General features: G+C 64.1%; 17 protein-coding genes. 9 read left to right on the forward strand and 8 right to left on the reverse strand.

Annotated elements, in window-relative coordinates; translation table 11 throughout:
- Window positions 1–90: 90 nt before the first annotated feature.
- From AU465_RS14015 to AU465_RS14025, 3 genes are all read right to left on the reverse strand, one after another.
- On the reverse strand, window positions 91–2,547 hold the full coding sequence (locus AU465_RS14015) for a penicillin-binding protein 1A (protein WP_192248197.1): 2,457 nt from the start codon (window positions 2,545–2,547) through the stop codon (window positions 91–93).
- Window positions 2,548–2,780: 233 nt separating this feature from the next.
- Window positions 2,781–4,037, reverse strand: a complete 1,257-nt coding sequence (locus AU465_RS14020; RefSeq protein WP_192248200.1) for an N-acetylmuramoyl-L-alanine amidase — start codon at window positions 4,035–4,037, stop codon at window positions 2,781–2,783.
- Window positions 4,038–4,345: 308 nt separating this feature from the next.
- Entirely contained in the window at window positions 4,346–4,600 is a 255-nt protein-coding gene (locus AU465_RS14025; RefSeq protein ID WP_192248203.1) for a hypothetical protein, read from the reverse strand.
- A gap of 92 nt (window positions 4,601–4,692) precedes the next feature.
- Here AU465_RS14025 and AU465_RS14030 point away from each other — a divergent pair, with 92 nt between their 5' ends.
- The gene (locus tag AU465_RS14030; protein ID WP_192248206.1) at window positions 4,693–7,647 is read left to right on the forward strand and encodes an Rne/Rng family ribonuclease; all 2,955 of its coding nucleotides are present in this window, start codon (window positions 4,693–4,695) and stop codon (window positions 7,645–7,647) included.
- Between the two features lie 103 nt (window positions 7,648–7,750).
- Here the strand turns inward: AU465_RS14030 and AU465_RS14035 are convergent, their stop codons facing one another.
- Both AU465_RS14035 and AU465_RS14040 read right to left on the reverse strand, forming a co-directional pair.
- Entirely contained in the window at window positions 7,751–8,680 is a 930-nt protein-coding gene (locus AU465_RS14035) for a glutaminase (RefSeq protein WP_192248209.1), read from the reverse strand.
- 6 nt (window positions 8,681–8,686) lie between these two features.
- Complete coding sequence (locus AU465_RS14040) at window positions 8,687–9,835, reverse strand: pyridoxal phosphate-dependent aminotransferase (RefSeq protein ID WP_192248212.1); 1,149 nt, start codon at window positions 9,833–9,835, stop codon at window positions 8,687–8,689.
- 192 nt (window positions 9,836–10,027) lie between these two features.
- On the opposite strand from AU465_RS14040, the gene AU465_RS14045 reads away from it, so the two are divergent.
- From AU465_RS14045 to aat, 6 genes are all read left to right on the forward strand, one after another.
- Window positions 10,028–11,440: a M48 family metalloprotease gene (locus AU465_RS14045; protein WP_192248215.1), complete on the forward strand. Its 1,413-nt coding sequence runs from the start codon at window positions 10,028–10,030 to the stop codon at window positions 11,438–11,440.
- Window positions 11,441–11,497: 57 nt separating this feature from the next.
- Entirely contained in the window at window positions 11,498–12,301 is an 804-nt protein-coding gene (locus AU465_RS14050) for a DsbA family protein (protein ID WP_192248218.1), read from the forward strand.
- Window positions 12,302–12,445: 144 nt separating this feature from the next.
- On the forward strand, window positions 12,446–12,880 hold the full coding sequence (aroQ, locus tag AU465_RS14055) for a type II 3-dehydroquinate dehydratase (RefSeq protein ID WP_127300631.1): 435 nt from the start codon (window positions 12,446–12,448) through the stop codon (window positions 12,878–12,880).
- A 26-nt stretch (window positions 12,881–12,906) separates the two neighbouring features.
- Window positions 12,907–13,362, forward strand: a complete 456-nt coding sequence (gene accB, locus AU465_RS14060) for an acetyl-CoA carboxylase biotin carboxyl carrier protein (protein WP_192248221.1) — start codon at window positions 12,907–12,909, stop codon at window positions 13,360–13,362.
- Between the two features lie 19 nt (window positions 13,363–13,381).
- Window positions 13,382–14,725: an acetyl-CoA carboxylase biotin carboxylase subunit gene (accC, locus tag AU465_RS14065; protein WP_192248224.1), complete on the forward strand. Its 1,344-nt coding sequence runs from the start codon at window positions 13,382–13,384 to the stop codon at window positions 14,723–14,725.
- A gap of 180 nt (window positions 14,726–14,905) precedes the next feature.
- Window positions 14,906–15,523, forward strand: a complete 618-nt coding sequence (aat, locus tag AU465_RS14070; RefSeq protein ID WP_192248227.1) for a leucyl/phenylalanyl-tRNA--protein transferase — start codon at window positions 14,906–14,908, stop codon at window positions 15,521–15,523.
- A 12-nt stretch (window positions 15,524–15,535) separates the two neighbouring features.
- On the opposite strand, the gene AU465_RS14075 is transcribed toward aat, so the two are convergent.
- The 3 genes from AU465_RS14075 to AU465_RS14085 form a co-directional block, all read right to left on the reverse strand.
- Window positions 15,536–15,922 (reverse strand): hypothetical protein, encoded by a 387-nt coding sequence (locus tag AU465_RS14075; protein WP_192248230.1) that lies wholly within the window; start codon window positions 15,920–15,922, stop codon window positions 15,536–15,538.
- A gap of 57 nt (window positions 15,923–15,979) precedes the next feature.
- The gene (locus AU465_RS14080) at window positions 15,980–16,552 is read right to left on the reverse strand and encodes a DUF2155 domain-containing protein (RefSeq protein ID WP_192248233.1); all 573 of its coding nucleotides are present in this window, start codon (window positions 16,550–16,552) and stop codon (window positions 15,980–15,982) included.
- 118 nt (window positions 16,553–16,670) lie between these two features.
- Window positions 16,671–17,069 carry an NADH:ubiquinone oxidoreductase subunit NDUFA12 gene (locus AU465_RS14085; protein ID WP_192248236.1) on the reverse strand — a complete coding sequence of 133 codons (399 nt, stop codon included), beginning with the start codon at window positions 17,067–17,069 and terminating at the stop codon, window positions 16,671–16,673.
- 223 nt (window positions 17,070–17,292) lie between these two features.
- Here AU465_RS14085 and panB point away from each other — a divergent pair, with 223 nt between their 5' ends.
- Entirely contained in the window at window positions 17,293–18,132 is an 840-nt protein-coding gene (panB, locus tag AU465_RS14090; protein ID WP_192248239.1) for a 3-methyl-2-oxobutanoate hydroxymethyltransferase, read from the forward strand.
- Window positions 18,129–18,980, forward strand: a complete 852-nt coding sequence (panC, locus tag AU465_RS14095; protein WP_192248242.1) for a pantoate--beta-alanine ligase — start codon at window positions 18,129–18,131, stop codon at window positions 18,978–18,980. Before panB ends, panC begins: the two co-directional genes overlap by 4 nt.
- Window positions 18,981–19,016 lie beyond the last annotated feature (36 nt).

A 19,016-nucleotide genomic window follows, 5' to 3' on the forward strand; every position in this document is an offset into this window, starting at 1 on the left:
AGTCGGCGCGATACATAGGCACGGCACCGCTGCCTGTAAAGCGAAATGGGCCGGCGGTATTTTGCCGGCCCATTTCGAAATTGGGAAACCTCAGTAAAGGCCGCCGCCGCCGTCCTGGATGGCCTGATTGGCCTGTGGCGACAGCCCGCCGCCGGCACCGTTGGAGCCGTCCGCGCCCATGCCGATGACCCAATAGCTGTCGGCCGGGCCGGTGCCGGGCTTGAACGCTTCGATGATGGTGTTGGGATCGCCCTCGGCCGCGCGCATACCGGTCTTGCGGTTGATGGCGATCAGCTTCATGCCTTCCGGAACCTGGAAGTCGACATTGGGCGTGCCGTCGAGCGCGACGCGCATGAAGTCCTTGAAGATCGGCGCGGCGAGGCCGCCACCCGTGGCGCCCTTGCCGAGGCCGCGCGGCGTGTCGTAGCCCATGTAAAGACCGACGACGAGGTTCGGCGTGAAGCCGATGAACCAGGCGTCCTTCTCGTCATTGGTCGTGCCGGTCTTGCCGGCGATGTGGCGGCCGAGCTCGGCGATGGTGGCGCCGGTGCCGCGCTGCACCACGCCCTCCATCATCGAGGTGATCTGATAGGCGGTCATCGGATCGAGCACCTGCTCGGAATTGTCGACCAGTTCCGGCTCGGGCTGGTTCTTCCATTCGGTGGCATTGCAGCCCTCGCAGCCGCGCTCGTCCTGCTTGAACACGGTCTTGCCGTAGCGATCCTGGATGCGGTCGATCAGCGACGGTTTGATCGATTTGCCGCCATTGGCCATGATCGAGTAGGCCGACACCATGCGCATGACCGTCGTCTCGCCGGAGCCCAGCGCCATCGGCAGGTACGGCGCAAGATGATCGTAGACGCCGAAGCGTTCGGCATATTCCACGACCAGCTTCATGCCCATGTCGTTGGCGAGCCGCACCGTCATCAGATTGCGCGATTTCTCGATGCCCGAGCGCAAGGTGGCCGGGCCTGCAACCGTGCCGTCATAGTTCTTCGGCGTCCAGGTCGTGTTGCCGCTCTGGATGGTGATCGGGCCGTCCATGATCACGGAGGCCGGCGTGTAGCCGTTGTCGAGCGCCGCCGAATAGACGATCGGCTTGAACGAGGAGCCGGGCTGACGCATCGCCTGCGTGGCGCGGTTGAACTCCGACTGCGCGTAAGAGAAGCCGCCGACCATGGCCAGCACGCGGCCGGTATGCGGGTCCATGGCAACTAGGCCGCCTTCGACCTCGGGCGCCTGGCGCAGGCTGTAGGTATTGTCGGAGCCGTCGTTCTTCTGCACGAAGATGACGTCGCCGGGCTCAAGCACTTCCGCCGGCGATTTCGCCCGGACGGACTTGCCGTTGACGAAATGGCGCATGGCGAAGCCCATGTCGTCCTTGCTGACGGTTCCCTCGACGCGGTCCTTGACGAGGTCGCCGGAGACCTGGCGCGACGGCTGAATGCCAATCGTAAGGCCGTCGGCAGAACTGTCGAGCACGACAGCCAGCGCCCATTCCGGCACGTCCTCCAGCCCCTTCACAGCACCGAGCGGAACGCCCCAGTCGCCGGAAATGTCGATATGGGTCACCGGTCCGCGATAGCCGCGCAGCATGTCGTATTTCAGCAGCCCGTTCTGCATCGACTTGCGGGCGATCAACTGGATCTTCGGATCGAGCGTCGTGCGCACCGACAGGCCGCCCTCGTAGAGCGCGTTCTCGCCGTAGCGGGCGATGATCTGGCGGCGCACCTCCTCGGTGAAAAACTCGCCCGCGAACAGATAGGAGCCGTTACGGCGCGGTTTCACGCCGAGCGGCTCGGCCTTGGCCTTGGCGCCTTCCTCGCGCGTGACGTAGCCGTTCTCGACCATCTGGTCGATGACCCAGTTGCGGCGCTCGAGCGCCCGGTCGGCATGCTTGAACGGATGATAGTTGTTGGGGCCCTTGGGCAGCGAAGCGAGGTAAGCGGCTTCGGCGACGGTGAGTTCGTTGACCGATTTGTCGAAATAGGTGAGCGCGGCGCCGGCGACGCCATAAGCGCCGAAGCCGAAGAAAATCTCGTTGAGATAGAGCTCGAGGATGCGGTCCTTCGAATAGGCCTGCTCGATGCGGAAGGCCAGGATCATCTCCTTGATCTTGCGCTCATAGGTCTGGTCGGAGGTCAGCAGGAAATTCTTCGCCACTTGCTGCGTGATCGTCGAGGCACCGACCTGGCGCCTGCCGGAGCCGAAATTCTGCAGATTGACGATGATGGCGCGGCCAAGGCCGGTGATATCGATGCCGGGGTGGTTGTAGAAGTTCTTGTCCTCGGCCGACATGAAGGCGGCCTTGACGCGGTCCGGGATCGCCTGGATCGGCAGATAAAGGCGCCGCTCGCGGGCGTATTCGGCCATCAGCGAGCCATCCGAGGCATGGATGCGCGTCGTCACCGGCGGCTCATATTTGGCCAGAACTTCGTAGTCGGGCAGGTCCTTCGTCAGATGGCTGATGTAGATGGCAAGGCCCGCAGCGACCAGCAGCGCCAGCGTCGTGCCGATGCCGAAGAAATAGCCGATGAGACGAATCATGCCCGCTCCAGTCCGAGGTTCGGGATTTTCCTAAACGAAGCCGACAGTCGCGCAAGCTTCACGGGGCGGTCCCAATCCGCAATGGAAAACCCATGTCGCGACCATGTGGACAAAATACGGCAGCGCGAAGTTTCAGGACTCGGTCCGCCAAATAATAACGCCACGTGTTGTCGTCGTGCAACGCTGCTTGTGGTTGTGGGACGGCTCAAGGTTGTGGGCGGGTGCAGTTCCCGTCAACCACCAGCCCTGGCTCCGGCTTTCGCCGCGGCAAACAGGGCGACGGCATTGGTTATGCTCTGGGCCGCCTTGCCGCGCCAGTCGGCGCTGAGCAGCTGCGCCTCGTCCTTGTTGTTGGAGAGATAGCCAAGCTCGACCAGCACGGAGGGAACGTCAGGCGCCTTCAGCACCTTGAAGCCCGCCGAGCGCTGCGGATTGTTGATCAGCCCGACGCTGGTCGACAGCTGGCCGACCAGCGTGTGGGCAAAGCTCATCGAAAAACCGTGGGTCTCGCGGCGGATCAGGTCGATCAGGATGTCGGTGACCTCCTTGTTGTCGTCCTCGATCTTCATGCCAGCGAACTGGTCAGACAGGTTTTCGCGATCGGCGAGCGCCTGGGCCTCGGGATCGGAGGCCTTGTCCGAGAGCGTGTAGACGGTGGCGCCGCGGAGGCCCTTGACGGCGATGGTATCGGCATGGATGGAGATCAAAAGATCGGCTTCGTGCTGGCGGGCGATGCGCACGCGCTCGTCGAGCGGCAGGTATGTGTCGTTGTCCCGCGTCATGTACACATCATAGTTGCCGACCGCGGCCAGCTTGTCGCGCAATTCTGTGGCGAAGGCGAGCGTGACGTTCTTCTCGACCGTGCCGCCAGTGCTCTCCGCGCCGCCGTCGACGCCGCCATGGCCGGGGTCGATGACGACGGTGAAGCGGTGTCCAGGCGCAGAGACCGGCCCGGTGCCGACGCGGCCACCCTTGTCGGTGGAAACGGTCGAGCCGGTCGTCAGCGACTGGTTGGCTAAAGCCTCGTCGAATTCCCGTTCCGACGCAGCCGACATGTCGATGGCGATGCGATAGCCGCTGCCGTCATCATTCTTCAGCACGTCGAGCTTGTCGACGGCAAAGGGCCCCTTGCCGGTGAGGATCAGCCGCGAGCCCTTGCCCTGATCGCCGTAGCGAATGGCGCGCACCAGCCCGCGCGGCTTCACATCCTTGGCGTTGAGGGCGAATCGCGCGCGCGGCAGATCGACCACAAGGCGGTTGGGGCCGCGCAGCAGGAACCACTTCACGTCCGGCTCGCGGTCGAAGGTCACGACAATCCGCATCTTGGTGGCGTCGCCGGCCATCTTGTAGCCGGTCGCGCCAAGCAGCCCGTCGGCCCGCGAGGCGGCGGTCACGCCAAGCAGGACCGCCAGCATTAAAAGGGCCCTTGCCATCAGCTGGAGATGCCCGGGGGCGCCACGCCACTTGCCTGCGGTGCCTGCCAGTCCCATCTCTACTCCAGTCGCTCCCGGTTTGGCGCCTCGCGCCAACCTATTTCGTAGAAGGGCCTGTCTGGCAGCCAACTCGATTAACGATTGGTATCCAGAGAAGGTTAACCAAGCCTTTTCATGCGATGGGTGGAGCGTAATCTTCCCCAACGGAAGCGCTTTTTGCCGGCATCCGAAATCGGGGTTGCCTTCCACCCCGCCAAATCATAAAAGCGACATTGGATCACTGCAATCCTGGAACCGCTAGCCTCCGCAGTTTCCTGTTTGGGATCAGATGTGAAGGCGGTTCCTTTCGCTTCCGGCGAAAAGGCTCAGGTGGTCGCGACGAATTTCGCAGGCGTGCTCCCGTGGCGGGGAATCGCTTGCGTGAAGAAAACGGCCGGGATGTCCCGCGCCGGCTCTGTGTGAGCAAACAAGCTGGTCCGGCTAAGCCCGGGCTTTGGTTCAAAAGGTTCTGCTGGGTTGCCGATGGCTTCAAGCGCAATCATGGAAAGGTCCGCATCGAACCGCGCCATCGTGGCTGCGGGCGGCACCACCATCGCGTTGAAGCTCCGGCCGGCGGACATTCAATTATCCGGCATCCACACAAATCCAGGCACACAGCGGCGGGGCCTGCCTCGCCAGCTGCGGCTGATGGCTGCCGGGAGGAAACGAAATAATGCCCAACAAGATGCTGATAGACGCCTCCCACCCGGAGGAAACACGCGTTGTCGTCGTTCGCGGTAACCGCATCGAAGAATTCGACTTTGAATCCCAGGACAAGAAGCAGCTCAAAGGAAACATCTATCTCGCCCGCGTAACCCGCGTCGAACCTTCCCTTCAGGCAGCCTTTGTCGAATATGGCGGCAACCGTCACGGTTTTCTCGCCTTCAGTGAAATTCATCCCGACTACTACCAGATCCCGGTCGCCGACCGTCAGGCCCTGCTGCGCGCCGAAGCGCAGGAGGCCGAGGACGAAGACGACGAGGAGGCTGAGGCCGGCGAGGAGCAGCAGGCGCGCGAACGTGGCGGCCGCCGCAGCCGCCGCCGTGGCGGCAAGAATCGCGACCGCGCCGAGCAGAAGCGCGGCGCCGATGCTGCCGGCTCCGAGGAAAATAGCGAAAACCTCGAAGAGATCGCGGCTTCCAGCGAGGCTGCGGACGACGCTGGTGACTCTGCCGATGCTTCGATGGAGAACGTCGAAGCGATGTCCGAAACCGTCGAATCCGTGACCGAGGCGGTCACCGAAGAAGAAAACAAGGCTCCCGAAGCCAGCAGCGAGACCGCCGAAGGTGAAGCCGCCAAGCACGCGGATGACAAGCCTTCCGAGGGCGGGCCCACCTCGATGGCCGCCAGTGTCGATGCGGATGTGATTTCGGAAGCGGTATCGCAGGCCGAGCCCGCCAGCGGGGCCGCTCCGGCCGACGACGCCGCTCCGAGCGACAGTGATCGCGGCATGCTCGAAGAGGTGCAGTCCGCGCATTCGGACGAGCACGAGATCGAATCGGTCGGCGCCGAGGATGCGCTGGAAGAGGTCCGCAACCGCCGCAAGCCGGTCCGCCGCCAGTACAAGATCCAGGAGGTCATCAAGCGCCGCCAGATCCTTCTGGTCCAGGTCGTCAAGGAAGAGCGCGGCAACAAGGGCGCGGCGCTGACCACCTACCTGTCGCTCGCCGGCCGTTACTCGGTGCTGATGCCCAACACCGCGCGCGGTGGCGGCATCTCGCGCAAGATCACCAATGCCCAGGACCGCAAGCGGCTGAAGGAGGTCGTCGCCGATCTCGAGGTGCCGCAGGGCATGGGCGTCATCCTGCGCACCGCCGGCGAAAGTCGCACCAAGGCCGAGATCAAGCGCGACTACGAATATCTGATGCGGCTTTGGGAGAACGTCCGAAGCCTGACGCTGCAGTCCACGGCCCCCGCCCTGGTCTATGAGGAAGGCAGCCTGATCAAGCGCTCCGTGCGCGACCTTTACAACAAGGATATCGACGAGATCCTGGTCTCCGGCGACGACGGCTATCGCGAGGCCAAGGATTTCATGCGCATGCTGATGCCGAGCCATGCCAAGGTGGTGCAGCCTTTCCGCGACACCACCCCGATCTTCGTGCGCAACGGCATCGAGGCGCAGCTCGACCGCATGCTGCAGCCGCAGGTGACGCTGAAGAGCGGCGGCTACATCATCATCAACCAGACCGAGGCGCTGGTCTCGATCGACGTCAACTCCGGCCGCTCCACCAAAGAGCATTCGATCGAGGACACCGCGCTCCACACCAATCTGGAGGCCGCCGAGGAAGTCGCCCGGCAGTTGAGGCTGCGCGACCTTGCCGGCCTGATCGTCATCGACTTCATCGACATGGAGGAGAACCGTAACAACCGCTCCGTCGAGAAGCGGCTGAAGGATCACCTCAAGAACGACCGTGCCCGCATCCAGGTCGGCCGCATCTCGCATTTCGGCCTGATGGAGATGTCGCGCCAGCGCATCCGCGCCAGCGTGCTGGAATCGACGATGAAGCCCTGCCCGCATTGCGGCGGCACCGGCCATGTGCGCTCCGACTCTTCGGTGGCGTTGATGGTGGTGCGGGCGATCGAGGAATTCCTGCTCAAGGATTCGCGCAGCCACATCACCGTGCGCACGCCGGCGGCGACGGCGCTCTATGTGCTCAACCACAAACGCGCCAATCTGGTCGAGCTCGAGGCCCGGTTCGGCCTGACCATCACGCTCGAAGCCGACGAGACGCTGGGCGCGCAGCACTACGCGATCTTCCGCGGCGCCGTGGCGGAAAAGCCCGAAGGCTTCGTCGAGGTGCGCAGCCTGCCGACCTATGTCGAGCCGGAAGAGCCCGAGGACGAGATCGTCGTCGAGGAGGAGGAAGAGGCATCGGTCGAGGCCGAACAGCCGCGTCACCCGCAGCAGGGACAGCATCAGCAGCGGTCCGAGGACGGCGAAGGCCGAAAGCGCCGCAAGCGCCGTCGGCGGCGCGGCGGCAAGGATCGCGACCGCGAGCATGGTGCCCATGGCGATGCCGTTTCGGCCCCCGCGCCGGCGGATGCCGCCGCGACGTCAGGCGAAGCAACAGCCGAGGTGACGGCCGAAGCGCCGGCCGAGGCGGAAGCGGCCGAAGAGGGTCAGGGCAAGAAGCGCCGCCGCGGCAAGCGCGGCGGCAAGCGCAATCGCCGCGAGGAAGGCGAAACCGCCGCCGAAGCCGGCGATGGTTTCGAAGGCGATGAAGTGGACGTCGAAGCTCCCGAAGGCGCGCCGCCGGTCGCCACAGCCGAAGGGCAGGCCGCGCCCTCGCCCGCCAATGACGATGCTCCGGAGACGGAGAAGCCGAAGAAGCCGCGCCGTGCATCGCGATCAAAGAAGGCTGCCGAGGAAACGGTCTCCGAGAAAGCGCCCGAGCCGGCGGCGGAACTTCCCGCTGAACCCGTGGCCGCCGAACCGGAACCGGCAGTCGTCGCTGCTTCTGCTCCGACCGAGGCCGCGGCGCCCGTCAATGCGCACCCGACGCGGCGCAAGCCCCAGTCGATCGACGCGCCGGTCGTCCCCGTCGTTTCGTCCAACGTCAGCGATGAGGCCAAGGTCGAAGAAAAGCCGAAGCGCGCCGGTTGGTGGCAGCGGAAAGGCTTTTTCTAGGATTTTCAGTCGATTATCCTGATCTTTTAACAAAAAATCCCGCGCCATCTCGGCGCGGGATTTTCTTTTTCAAGCGGCTTCAGTTCCAGGTCCCGAACACGCGTTAGGGCGCGAAGATCGACCAGTTCATCATCCTGGCGAGCTTCTCCAGCGCGATGGAGCCGAGCTTGGAGTTGCCGTTCTCGTTGAGGCCCGGCGACCAGACGGCGAGCGAGGCAACGCCGGGCACGATGCCAAGAATGCCGCCTCCGACGCCGCTTTTTCCCGGAATGCCGACGCGGAAGGCGAAGTCGCCGGAGCCGTCATAATGGCCGCAGGTCAGCATCAGCGCGCCGATGCGGCGCGCCCGCTCGGTCGACACCACGGAATGCCCGGTCGCCGGATTCCTGCCGCCATTGGCTAGGAAGCGGCCGGCCATGGCGAGTTGCCGGCAGCTCATCGCAATGGCGCAATGGTGGAAGTAGACGCCCAAGGCCAGCTCCGGCTCGTGATGGAGATTGCCGAAGGATTTCATGTAATTGGCCAGAGCGAAATTGCGGTAGCCGGTGGCGCGCTCGGAGGCCGCGACCTCGCGGTCGATGATGATGGTGTCGTCGTCGGCGAGGAAATGGACGAAGCGCAGGATCTCGCCTATCGCCTCGCGCGGCTGATGGCCGGCAAGCAGGACGTCGGAGATGACAATGGCGCCTGCATTGATGAACGGATTGCGCGGGATGCCGTTCTCATGCTCGAGCTGGACGATCGAGTTGAACGGGTTGCCGGAGGGCTCGCGGCCGACGCGCTGCCACAGCGCATCGCCGACCTTGCCCAGCGCCAGCGTCAAGGTGAACACTTTCGAGACGCTCTGGATGGAAAAGGGCTGATCAGCGTCACCGGCGAGGATGACACGGCCGTCATTGGTCACGGCGGCAATGCCGAATTTCCCCGGATCGACCTTGCCGAGCTGCGGGATGTAGGTGGCGACATCGCCGCGATCGGTGCGCTCCGCCATTTCGGCGGCAACCTCGGCCAGCGCTTGCTCGAGTTTAGGCATTGGCTTCTATTTCAGCCAGCGTTCGATACGCGCCAGCGCCTCAACCATGTCGCCATGGCTGCCGGCATAGGAAAAGCGCATGGTGCGATGGCCCTGCAGCGGATCGAAGTCGCGGCCGGGCGTTGCCGCCACATGCGCCTCGGCCAGCATCTTGCGCGCGAAGGCCATGCTGTCATTGGTGTGCCGGGTGACGTCGCAGAAGGCGTAAAAGGCGCCGTCCATCGGTGCCGCGAGCGCGAAGCCGAGCTCCGGCAGTCGCTTCATCAGAAGGTCGCGGTTCCAGGCATAACGGGCCTTCACCGCTTCCAGCTCTTGCGTGGCCTTGAAGGCTTCGATCGCCGCAATCTGCGACAGCTCCGGCGGCGAGATGTAGAGGCTCTGGGCGATGCGCTCGACCGGCCGCACCAGCTCCTCCGGCAGCACCATCCAGCCGATACGCCAGCCGGTCATGCAATAGTATTTCGAGAAGGAGTTGATCACGGTCGCGCCCGCGCCACAAGCCAATGCGCTGACATCCGGCGCGGCGTAAGCCAGCCGGTGGTAGATCTCGTCCGATATCACGGCGATGCCGAGTTCCTCCGCCGTCTTTACCAGCGCCGCAAGCTCGTCCGCCGGGATCACCGCGCCTGTCGGATTGGCTGGGCTGGCGAACAGCACCCCTTTCAGCGGCTTCTCGCGATGCGCGGCCTTCAGATGATCGGCGTGAAGATAGGCATCAGAGCCGAGCTCGATCTCGACGATCTCGATGCCGAGCGCGGCCATGATGTTGCGATAGGCGGGATAGCCGGGCGCCGCGATGGCGACGCGGTCGCCCGGATCGAACATCGCCAGGAAAGCCAGGTTGAAGGCGGCGGACGAGCCGGTGGTGACGGCGATACGGGCCGGGGCAACATCGATCCCGTAATGCTCGCCATAGTGCGTGGCGATCGCCTTGCGCAGTTGTGCCAGCCCTAAAGCGTCGGTGTAGCCGATGCGACCGTGCTCAAGCGCCAGAGCCGCGGCTTCGCGGACGCCGGCCGGCGCCGGGTCCGACGGCTGGCCGACCGCCATCGACACCACCGGGATGTCAGCAGCCTTAAGCCGATTGGCTTCGGCCAAGATATCCATGGCGTGGAACGGCTCAACCTCGCCGCGGCGTGAAAGCGAAACGACCATCTGACCTCTCGTCTAGCCTGCCTTTGGTTGGCGAAAATCCACAGGCAAACCATCGCTCACCTGCCCTGGAACTGCCGGGGTTCGACGGCAGCGCCGCACAAATGCCCGATTGATGTGGGGATCACAAGCGCGCAGGAAGTTGTCGGCGCCGACTTTTCATCCTTCGCCCGCTCGTCTACCAGTGGACCTGTCATGTTGAGCCGACCCCGAACGATGATTGACAGATCGACCGCGATAGGGCGAACCGCGCGCGGATTCGCGACGCTCCTGCTTGCAGCCGCCGTTGCGGTATCCACTTCCATAAACGCCTTCGCGCAGGGCGTGCCGGTGGTGCGCGATGCCGAGATCGAAGCGCTGGTGCGCGACTATGCCCGGCCGATCTTCAGGGCGGCGGGCCTCGCCAATGACGGCATCGACATCGTTCTTGTCAACGATCAGAGCTTCAACGCCTTCGTGACGGGCCGCCGCCTGTTCATCAACACCGGCGCGCTGGTGACGGCCGAAACGCCGAACGAGATCATCGGCGTCATCGCGCACGAGGCCGGCCATATTGCCGGCGGCCACCAGCAGAAGCTGCGCGACCAGCTCGACCGCGCCAAGACGATGGCCATCATCGCCACGCTGCTCGGCGCGGGCGCGATGGTCGCCGGCGCCACGACCAACAGCCGCGGCCTTGCAGGTGCCGGCATGGGCGTCGCCGCCGGCGGCGGCGAGATGGCACAGCGCAGCATCCTTGCCTATCAGCGAGGCGAGGAAATCACCGCCGACCGCTCGGCGATCACCTATCTCAACGCCACCGGCCAATCCGGCATGGGCATGCTGAAGACCTTCGCCCGCTTCCAGAGCGCGCTTTCGCTGTTGGGCACCCAGCTCGATCCCTACCGGATCAGCCATCCGATGCCGCAGGAGCGCATCGCCAACCTCGAAGTGCTGGTCAAGGCGAGCCCGTACGTCAATCAGGTCGACCCGCCGGCGCTGCAGCAGCGGCACGACATGATGCGCATCAAGATCGCCGCCTATATGCAGGGCCAGGCGGCCGTGGCGCGGCTGATGCGCAAGAACCCGACCAGTCTCGCCTCGCGCTATGGCGACGCGCAGCAGACCTATCTCTATGGCAATCCGGGCGCCGCGCTCGCCAAGACGGCGGCGCTCATCAAGGAACAGCCGAAGAACCCCTATTTCCAGGAATTGCGCGGCGACATCCTGATGAAGGCCAACAAGCCCAAGGATGCAGCGGATGCCTATGCTAAGGCCGTCAGCCTCGACCCGGCGCGGTCGGGGCTGCTGATGGTCTCGCTCGGCCAGGCGCTGATGGCTGTCGGCACGCCGGATTCAATCAAGAAGGCGGTAACCCAGCTCACCAACGGGGTCGGGCGCGACAAGGAAAATGCCGAAGCCTATCGTTATCTGGCGCAAGCCTATGGCGAGTTGGGGCAGATCCCGGCCGCCGATCTTGCGACCGCCGAAGGCCATTTCTATTCGGCCGACTACAAGAACGCGAAAATCTTCGCCATGCGCGCTCAACAGAAGTTGAAGCGCGGCGAGCCTGGGTGGCTTCGCGCGCAAGATATCATAAACTACACGCCATCGAACAAACTCAAATGAACGTCCCGGCCGTGCGCGGCGATTAGATTGGCCCGGGACAGGCAGAAGGAAATGATCATGAACAAGGCAATCCTGCTCGGCAGCGCCGGCGTGGCGGTAGCGCTCGGCATGCTGGCATTCGGCTTCGTGGCAGGAAGCCCGCAGGCCGCTAAGGCCGATACGACGCAAGCCATCCAGGTGGCTTCCACCGACACCAAGGTCGACCGCAAGGAGGTCGAAGGCATCATCCGCGACTATCTCTTGAAGAATCCGGAGGTCCTGCTCGAGGTTCAGGACGCGCTCGAGGCCAAGCAGAAGGAAGAGCAGCGGCTCGCAGCGCTCGGCGTCATCAAGGACGCGAAGGACGAGATCTTCAACTCCACCTTCGACGGCGTCGTCGGCAACCCGAAGGGCAAGGTCACCATCGTCGAGTTCTACGACTACAATTGCGGCTTCTGCAAACGCGCCATCGAAGACATGAAGGCGCTGACCAAGGCCGATCCGGACCTGCGCTTCGTGCTGAAGGAATTCCCGATCCTCAGCCCGGATTCGCAAAAGGCCAGCGTGGTCTCGATGGCCTTCCACCTGATGATGCCGGAGAAGTACGGCGAGTTCCACACCGCGCTGCTCGGCGGCCAGGGCCGCGCCACCGAATCCACCGCCATGAAGGTTGCGCTTTCGCTCGGCGCCGACGAGGCCAAGCTGCGTGAGAAGATGAAGGATCCGAGCATCAACGAGGCGCTCTCCCGAACCTACGACCTCGCCACCAAGCTGTCGATCACCGGCACGCCGTCCTATGTGGTCGGCAACGAGGTGGTGTTCGGCGCGCTGGGACAGCAGGTCCTGGCGGAAAAGATCGAGCAGGCCAAGAGCGCGCTCTAGTTCGTTACGGGTCGCGACAACAGGCGGTTTTCCGCCTGTTGTGGACAGCGAAAGAACGCACTTGCGCTCTTTTCGCCGGCAGCTATGCCCAGTATAGAGGTCCGGCGCGCCGGCTTGAGGCCGGCGCCGAAGAGGTCGGCATATTTGAAAACGATTTTCGTCCTGAACGGTCCCAATCTCAATGCACTCGGCAAGCGCGAGCCGGGGATCTATGGCGGCAAGACGCTTGCCGCCATAGCCGAGGATTGCAAGGCCGCCGGCGCGGCGCTCGGGCTCGAGATCGATTTTCGCCAGTCCAATCATGAGGGCGACCTCGTCGACTGGATCCAGGAGGCCGGCGACAAGGCTGCAGGCATCGTCATCAATCCCGGCGCCTACGGCCACACCTCGATTGCCATCCACGACGCCATCCGCGCCGTCGCGCCGCTGCCCGTCGCCGAAGTCCATCTTTCCAATATCCACGCGCGGGAGCCTTTCCGGCACGTCTCCATGGTCGCGCCGGTCGCTGTCGGCATGATCTGCGGGTTCGGGCCACTCGGCTATACGCTTGCGCTGCAGGCACTGGCGGCACGCCTGTGACCGGCTCCCAAACAGAAGGCTCGAAAATGTCGATAAAGAAGAACGGTGTTGACCAGCAGCTGATCCGCGATCTGGCGGGCATACTGAACGACACCAACCTGACCGAGATCGAGGTCGAGCTCGGCGACCTGAAGGTGCGCGTGTCGCGCCAGTCGCAGCCCGTCCACGCGGTCGCGGCTCCGCTCCCGGCCGCCGCGATTGCCGCGCCGGCCCAGGCGGCAGCGCCTGCGACGGTAGCCGATCCCTCCAAGGACGCCGTGCCCTCGCCGATGGTCGGCACCGCCTATCTGGCTCCCTCACCCGACGCCAAGCCGTTCGTCGAGATCGGCCAGAAGGTGAAGGAAGGCCAGACGCTGCTCATCATCGAAGCGATGAAGACGATGAACCAGATTCCCTCGCCGCGCGCCGGCACGGTGACGGCGATCCTGATCGAGGACGCCCAACCGGTCGAATACGGCATGCCGCTCGTGGTCATCGAGTAGAGCCGGGAACAGCGGGCAGATGTTCCAAAAAATCCTCATCGCCAATCGCGGCGAAATCGCACTCCGAGTGCTGCGCGCCTGCAAGGAGCTCGGCATCCAGACGGTGGTGGTCCATTCGACCGCCGATTCCGACGCCATGCATGTGCGGCTTGCCGACGAGAGCGTCTGCATCGGCCCGCCGCCGTCGCGCGAAAGCTATCTCAACATCCACCAGATCGTCGCCGCGTGCGAGATCACCGGCGCCGACGCGGTGCATCCGGGCTACGGCTTCCTGTCGGAAAACGCCAAGTTCGCCGACATCCTCGCGGCCCATAACATCACCTTCATCGGCCCCTCGGGCGACCATATCCGCATCATGGGTGACAAGATCGAGGCCAAGCGCACGGCAAAGCGCCTCGGCATTCCGGTGGTGCCGGGCTCCGATGGCGCGATCACCGAGGAGAAGGAAGCAAAGCGCGTCGCCGCCGAGATCGGCTATCCGGTGATCATCAAGGCTTCGGCCGGCGGCGGCGGCCGCGGCATGAAGGTAGCCCGCACCGAGGCCGACCTCGAGGTGGCGCTGCAGACGGCAAAGTCGGAAGCCGGCGCCGCCTTCGGCGACGACGCGGTCTACATCGAGAAATATCTGGAGAAGCCGCGCCATATCGAATTGCAGGTGTTCGGCGACGGTTCCGGCCACGGCGTGCATTTCGGCGAGCGCGACTGCTCGCTGCAGCGCCGCCACCAGAAGGTATGGGAGGAGGCGAACTCCCCAGCCCTCAATGCCGAGGAGCGCGCGCGCATCGGCGGCATCTGCGCCAAGGCGATTGCCGATCTCGGCTATTCCGGCGCCGGCACTATCGAATTCCTCTATGAGAACGGCGAGTTCTATTTCATCGAGATGAACACCCGTCTGCAGGTCGAGCATCCGGTGACGGAAGCGATCACCGGCATCGACCTCGTGCATGAGCAGATCCGCGTCGCCTCCGGCGGCGGGCTGTCGATCAGGCAGGAAGACATCAAGTTCAACGGTCACGCCATCGAGTGCCGCATCAATGCCGAGGACCCGCGCACCTTCACGCCTTCGCCCGGCACGATCACGCATTTCCACACGCCGGGCGGGCTCGGCATCCGCGTCGATTCCGGCGTCTATTCCGGTTACCGCATCCCGCCTTACTACGACAGCCTCATCGGCAAGCTGATCGTGCATGGACGCAACCGCGTCGAATGCATGATGCGGCTGCGCCGGGCGCTCGACGAATTCGTCGTCGACGGCATCAAGACGACGCTGCCGCTGTTTCGCGATCTCGTCGGCAATCCGGATATCGCCAATGGCGATTACGACATCCACTGGCTCGAAAAATATTTGGCCAAGGAGGACTAGGGTCTGTTGATATTCAGGTGATGCCGGGCTGACCTGACTCTCACCGGACCCAAAGGCGCATCGCTCTGAAACAGCTTCAGGCGACGCGCTTCAAGTCTTTGTTTTGATGCATTTCGTTCTCCCAAACCGCTGCGTACTTTTGGACGACGCGCTTTAGGGTCTTGCAGTTATAATGGCGCAATGACTCGTCCCTACGCGCCCGGCTACCGCATCCCGACCGACCTGCTGCTCAAAGCCTATGCCTCGGGTGTCTTCCCGATGGCCGAGAGCGCGACCGACCCGGAAGTGTTCTGGGTGCGGCCGGAAACGCGCGGCATCATCCCGCTCGACGGATTCCACACGCCGCGCAGTCTGAAGAAGACGATCCGCAGGCACCCTTTCGACATCCGCTACGATTTCGACTTCGAGGCGACGATCGACGGCTGCGCCGAAAAGCGCGACGAGCGCCGCTCGACCTGGATCAACGCGCCGATCCGCGAAGCCTATGTCGAGCTCTACCGGCTGGGCCACTGTCATTCTGTCGAGGCGTGGCGCGGGGGCCGGCTGGTCGGCGGCCTCTATGGCGTTTCGCTCGGGCGCGTCTTCTTCGGCGAAAGCATGTTCGCCCGGGAAACCGACGCCTCGAAGACCTGCCTCTACTATCTCGTCGAGCGGTTGAACGAGCGTCGCTTCGCGCTCCTCGACACGCAGTTCACCACCGAGCACCTCAAGCGCTTCGGCGCGATCGACGTGCCGCGCAGCCGCTATGAGAAGATGCTGGCCGAGGCCCTGAAGGGCGACGCGATTTTTTATCCGTGAGGTGCAGGGCTATCAGCAGTCGGTCGATGTTTCGATCGGCGTCTGGGCGTGGAACATCATCTTCCATCCGTCGGCGCGATGGACATAGCCGGTGCTGACCAGAGCCGCATAGGGCTCGCCGCTTTCGCGCGTCGCATGAGCCTCGTAGGTCAGCATGACGATATCGCTGCCCGGCTCGATCATGCCCTTCAGCCGGATGTCGAGATCGCGCCAGCGGTTGGGCTGCGTGGCGGTCTTGGCCAGATCGGCGTTGGTCATCGCTTTCGCCATCTGCGGAAAGGCAACGAGGCACTCCACATCGGCATGGGCCGCGAAGTACGCGGAATCGCCTGTCCAGAACCCTTTCTCGAGCGCGAGAAGTTCTTTCTTGCTGGCGGTGATCGGTTTGCCCGTGGCCATGGTGGAATCCTCCCGTCGCCGTCGTTTACCAACGGATGGCGAAAGCGAGGGTTCCGATCAGTTCGCGTCGGCAGCGCCCGTGTCATCCGGCGCGGGCGCGGCGTCCAACGGCTCAGGTGCTGCCTCGGCGGGCTGCTCTTGCGCCGGAGGCTTGGGCTTGGCGCCTTGTGTCTTCGGTTTTGCCGTATCGGCCTTGGCGGCGGTCGGCGGCGGCACGTCCGACTTCTGCTTGCAGCCTTTCAGCCAGACGTCATAGACGGCATGCTCGACGGCGTTGAGGCCGGGGCTTTCGGCGAACATCCAGCCGGTGAAGATACGGCGGATTTTGCGATCGAGCGTGATCTCGTCGACCTCGACGAAGGAATCGGTCTTCGGCTGTTCGGTCTCGGGCCGCGAATAACAGACGCGCGGCGTCACCTGCAAGGCGCCGAACTGCACCGTCTCGTCTATATAAACGTCGAAGGTGATGATGCGGCCGGTGATCTTGTCGATGCCGGCGAATTCAGCGACCGGGTTGGTGAGGCGGTCGGAGACTGCCGGCGCCTGCGCAGCGGCGAACACCACCGTCGAGGCGGCCAGAACGGACGCTGCCGCGAACAGTCCCGTCGAAAGTCGGCCGAAAGAGTTCATGCAAGGATACCGGTGGTTGCGCCCGGGTGATTCTTTCAATCGCCCAAGGCTAGTCATGGCTGCGATATCAGCAAGCAGCTAAACGCCAATTGTGGCGACAAAGGACCGAAAAACGCAGTTACGAACCGGGCGTCCAGGCGTCGTAGTCGCCGGTCACCTGCGGGCGATGCTGGTTGGTCAGGATGGAGCCCTGCGGGCGATAGGCGCCGGGCGTTCCCGTGAGGTTCGGCCGATGCGGCTTCTGCCAGTCGCGAGCCTTGTAGCTCTCGCTCGACGGCGGCGTGTCGACCCGATGATGAATCCAGCCATGCCAGCCCGGAGGGATCTTCGAGGCTTCGGAATAGTCGCGATAAATCACCCAGCGGCGGGTGCGGCCTTCCGAATCGACGCCGCCTTCGTAGTAGACGTTGCCGGCCTCGTCCTCGCCGACCTTCTTGCCAAATCGCCAGGTGTGGAAGCGCGTGCCCAGCGTCTGGCTGTTCCACCAGGTGAAAAACTGCAGCAGGAAAGTTTTCATCCAGATCCTCGTTGCGGCAGCGGCCGCGCCGTTTCCTGCTTATGGCGTCAGGCCATCGCGAAGGCAAGGGTTTTGCCGCCCGACGATGTAAATGCTTCGTGCGCTAAATCGATACATGCGCGGAGATGTCGCCACCTCGGCTTGCCAAGCGTTGCGTGTGTTCCTAAAGCTCGCACGCCCGGCAAGCGGGCGCCTGGCCCGCGCCGGTTGAGGGAGGTGACGATTGGCCCCAGAACGGTCCACCGGCAATCGGATCAGCGCCGAAGACATTCGCCGCTGGAAGGGTGGCGTGCCGATCGTCTGTCTCACCGCCTATACCTATCCGATAGCCCGCATGCTCGATCCGCATGTCGACCTGCTTTTGGTCGGCGACAGCGTCGCCATGGTGCTGCACGGCCACGCCACGACGCTCGGCGCCTCGCTGGAGATGATGATCGCGCATGGACAGGCGGTGATGCGCGGCGCGACGAAAGCCTGTGTCGTCGTCGACATGCCGGCGGGTAGCTACGAGGTCTCCCCGGCGGATGCCGTTGCCTCGGCAAGGCGCATCGTCGGCGAGACCGGGTGCCAGGCGGTCAAACTCGAGGGCGGCGTCGACATGGCCGCGCAGATCGCGGCGATCGTCGCCGAAGGCATACCGGTGATGGGCCATATCGGCCTGCAGCCGCAATCCGTGGAAAAGGACGGCGGCTACAAGATAAAGGGCCGGACCGAGGAAAACATTGCCGCGCTGTTTCGCGACGCCGAAGCGGTCGAGAAGGCTGGCGCCTTCTCGGTTGTCATCGAGGGCACGGTGGAAGCGGTGGCTTCGGATCTCACCCGCCATATCGCGATCCCGACCATCGGCATCGGCGCCAGCGGCGACTGCGATGGCCAGATCCTGGTCATCGACGACATGATCGGTATGACCGTCGACCGGGTGCCGAAATTCGTCAAGGAATATGCAAACCTGCGCGACACCATTGCGGATGCGGCGGCGCGTTACGCCGCCGAGGTGCGCAGCCGCGCATTTCCGGGGCAAGACCACGTCTTTTCGGCGGCATCGGGCAAGGACAAGACATGAGCGGGCCAATCGTCGTCGACAGCGTCGCGGCGCTGCGCGCGCAAATCCGGGACTGGCGCCGGGAAGGCTTCAAGGTCGCCATGGTGCCGACCATGGGCGCCCTGCATGACGGGCACATCTCGCTAGTGAGAATCGCGCTCGAGCGCGCAGAGCGCTGCGTCGTCTCGATCTTCGTCAATCCGACGCAGTTCGCGCCGACCGAGGACTTGGACAAATATCCGCGGCAGTTGGCTCGCGATCTCGACCGGTTGCGGGAGGCGGGCGCGCATCTCGCCTTCACGCCGGGTGTCGCGGAAATGTACCGGCCCGGCTTTGCCACCAGGATATCGGTCGGCGGCCCTTCCTCCGGCCTGGAAACGGATTTCCGGCCGACCTTCTTCGACGGCGTCGCCACGGTGGTGGCCAAGCTTTTCCTGCAGGCCGCGCCCGACTGCGCGGTGTTCGGCGAGAAGGATTATCAGCAGCTTTGCGTTGTCAGGCAGCTTTGCCGAGACCTCGACCTGCCCGTCGAGATCATCGGCGCGCCGACGGTGCGCGACTCGCATGGCCTCGCCATGTCCTCCCGCAACGCCTATCTCAGCGAGACTGAACTCGCCATCGCGCGCAAGCTCAACGTGGTTTTGCGTCAAACCGCGGCGGAACTGACCTCCGGCGCGGATGAGGCAAGCGCCGTGGGCGAGGCCGCGCAAGCGCTTGTCCGGGCGGGCTTTCGAAAGGTCGACTACGTCGCCGCTCGCGAGGCCGTGACGCTCGGGCCCTGGCGGCGGGATCGCGACGGACGCCTGCTCGCAGCGGCCTGGCTTGGCACCACTAGGCTGATCGACAATGTGGAAATTCTCTCCGCCTGACTGAAGGATACAATCAAATCCAGAGGCGCGACGCAG

The sequence above is a fragment of the Mesorhizobium silamurunense genome (assembly GCF_014843905.1).
GTDB classification, from domain to species: domain Bacteria; phylum Pseudomonadota; class Alphaproteobacteria; order Rhizobiales; family Rhizobiaceae; genus Mesorhizobium; species Mesorhizobium silamurunense.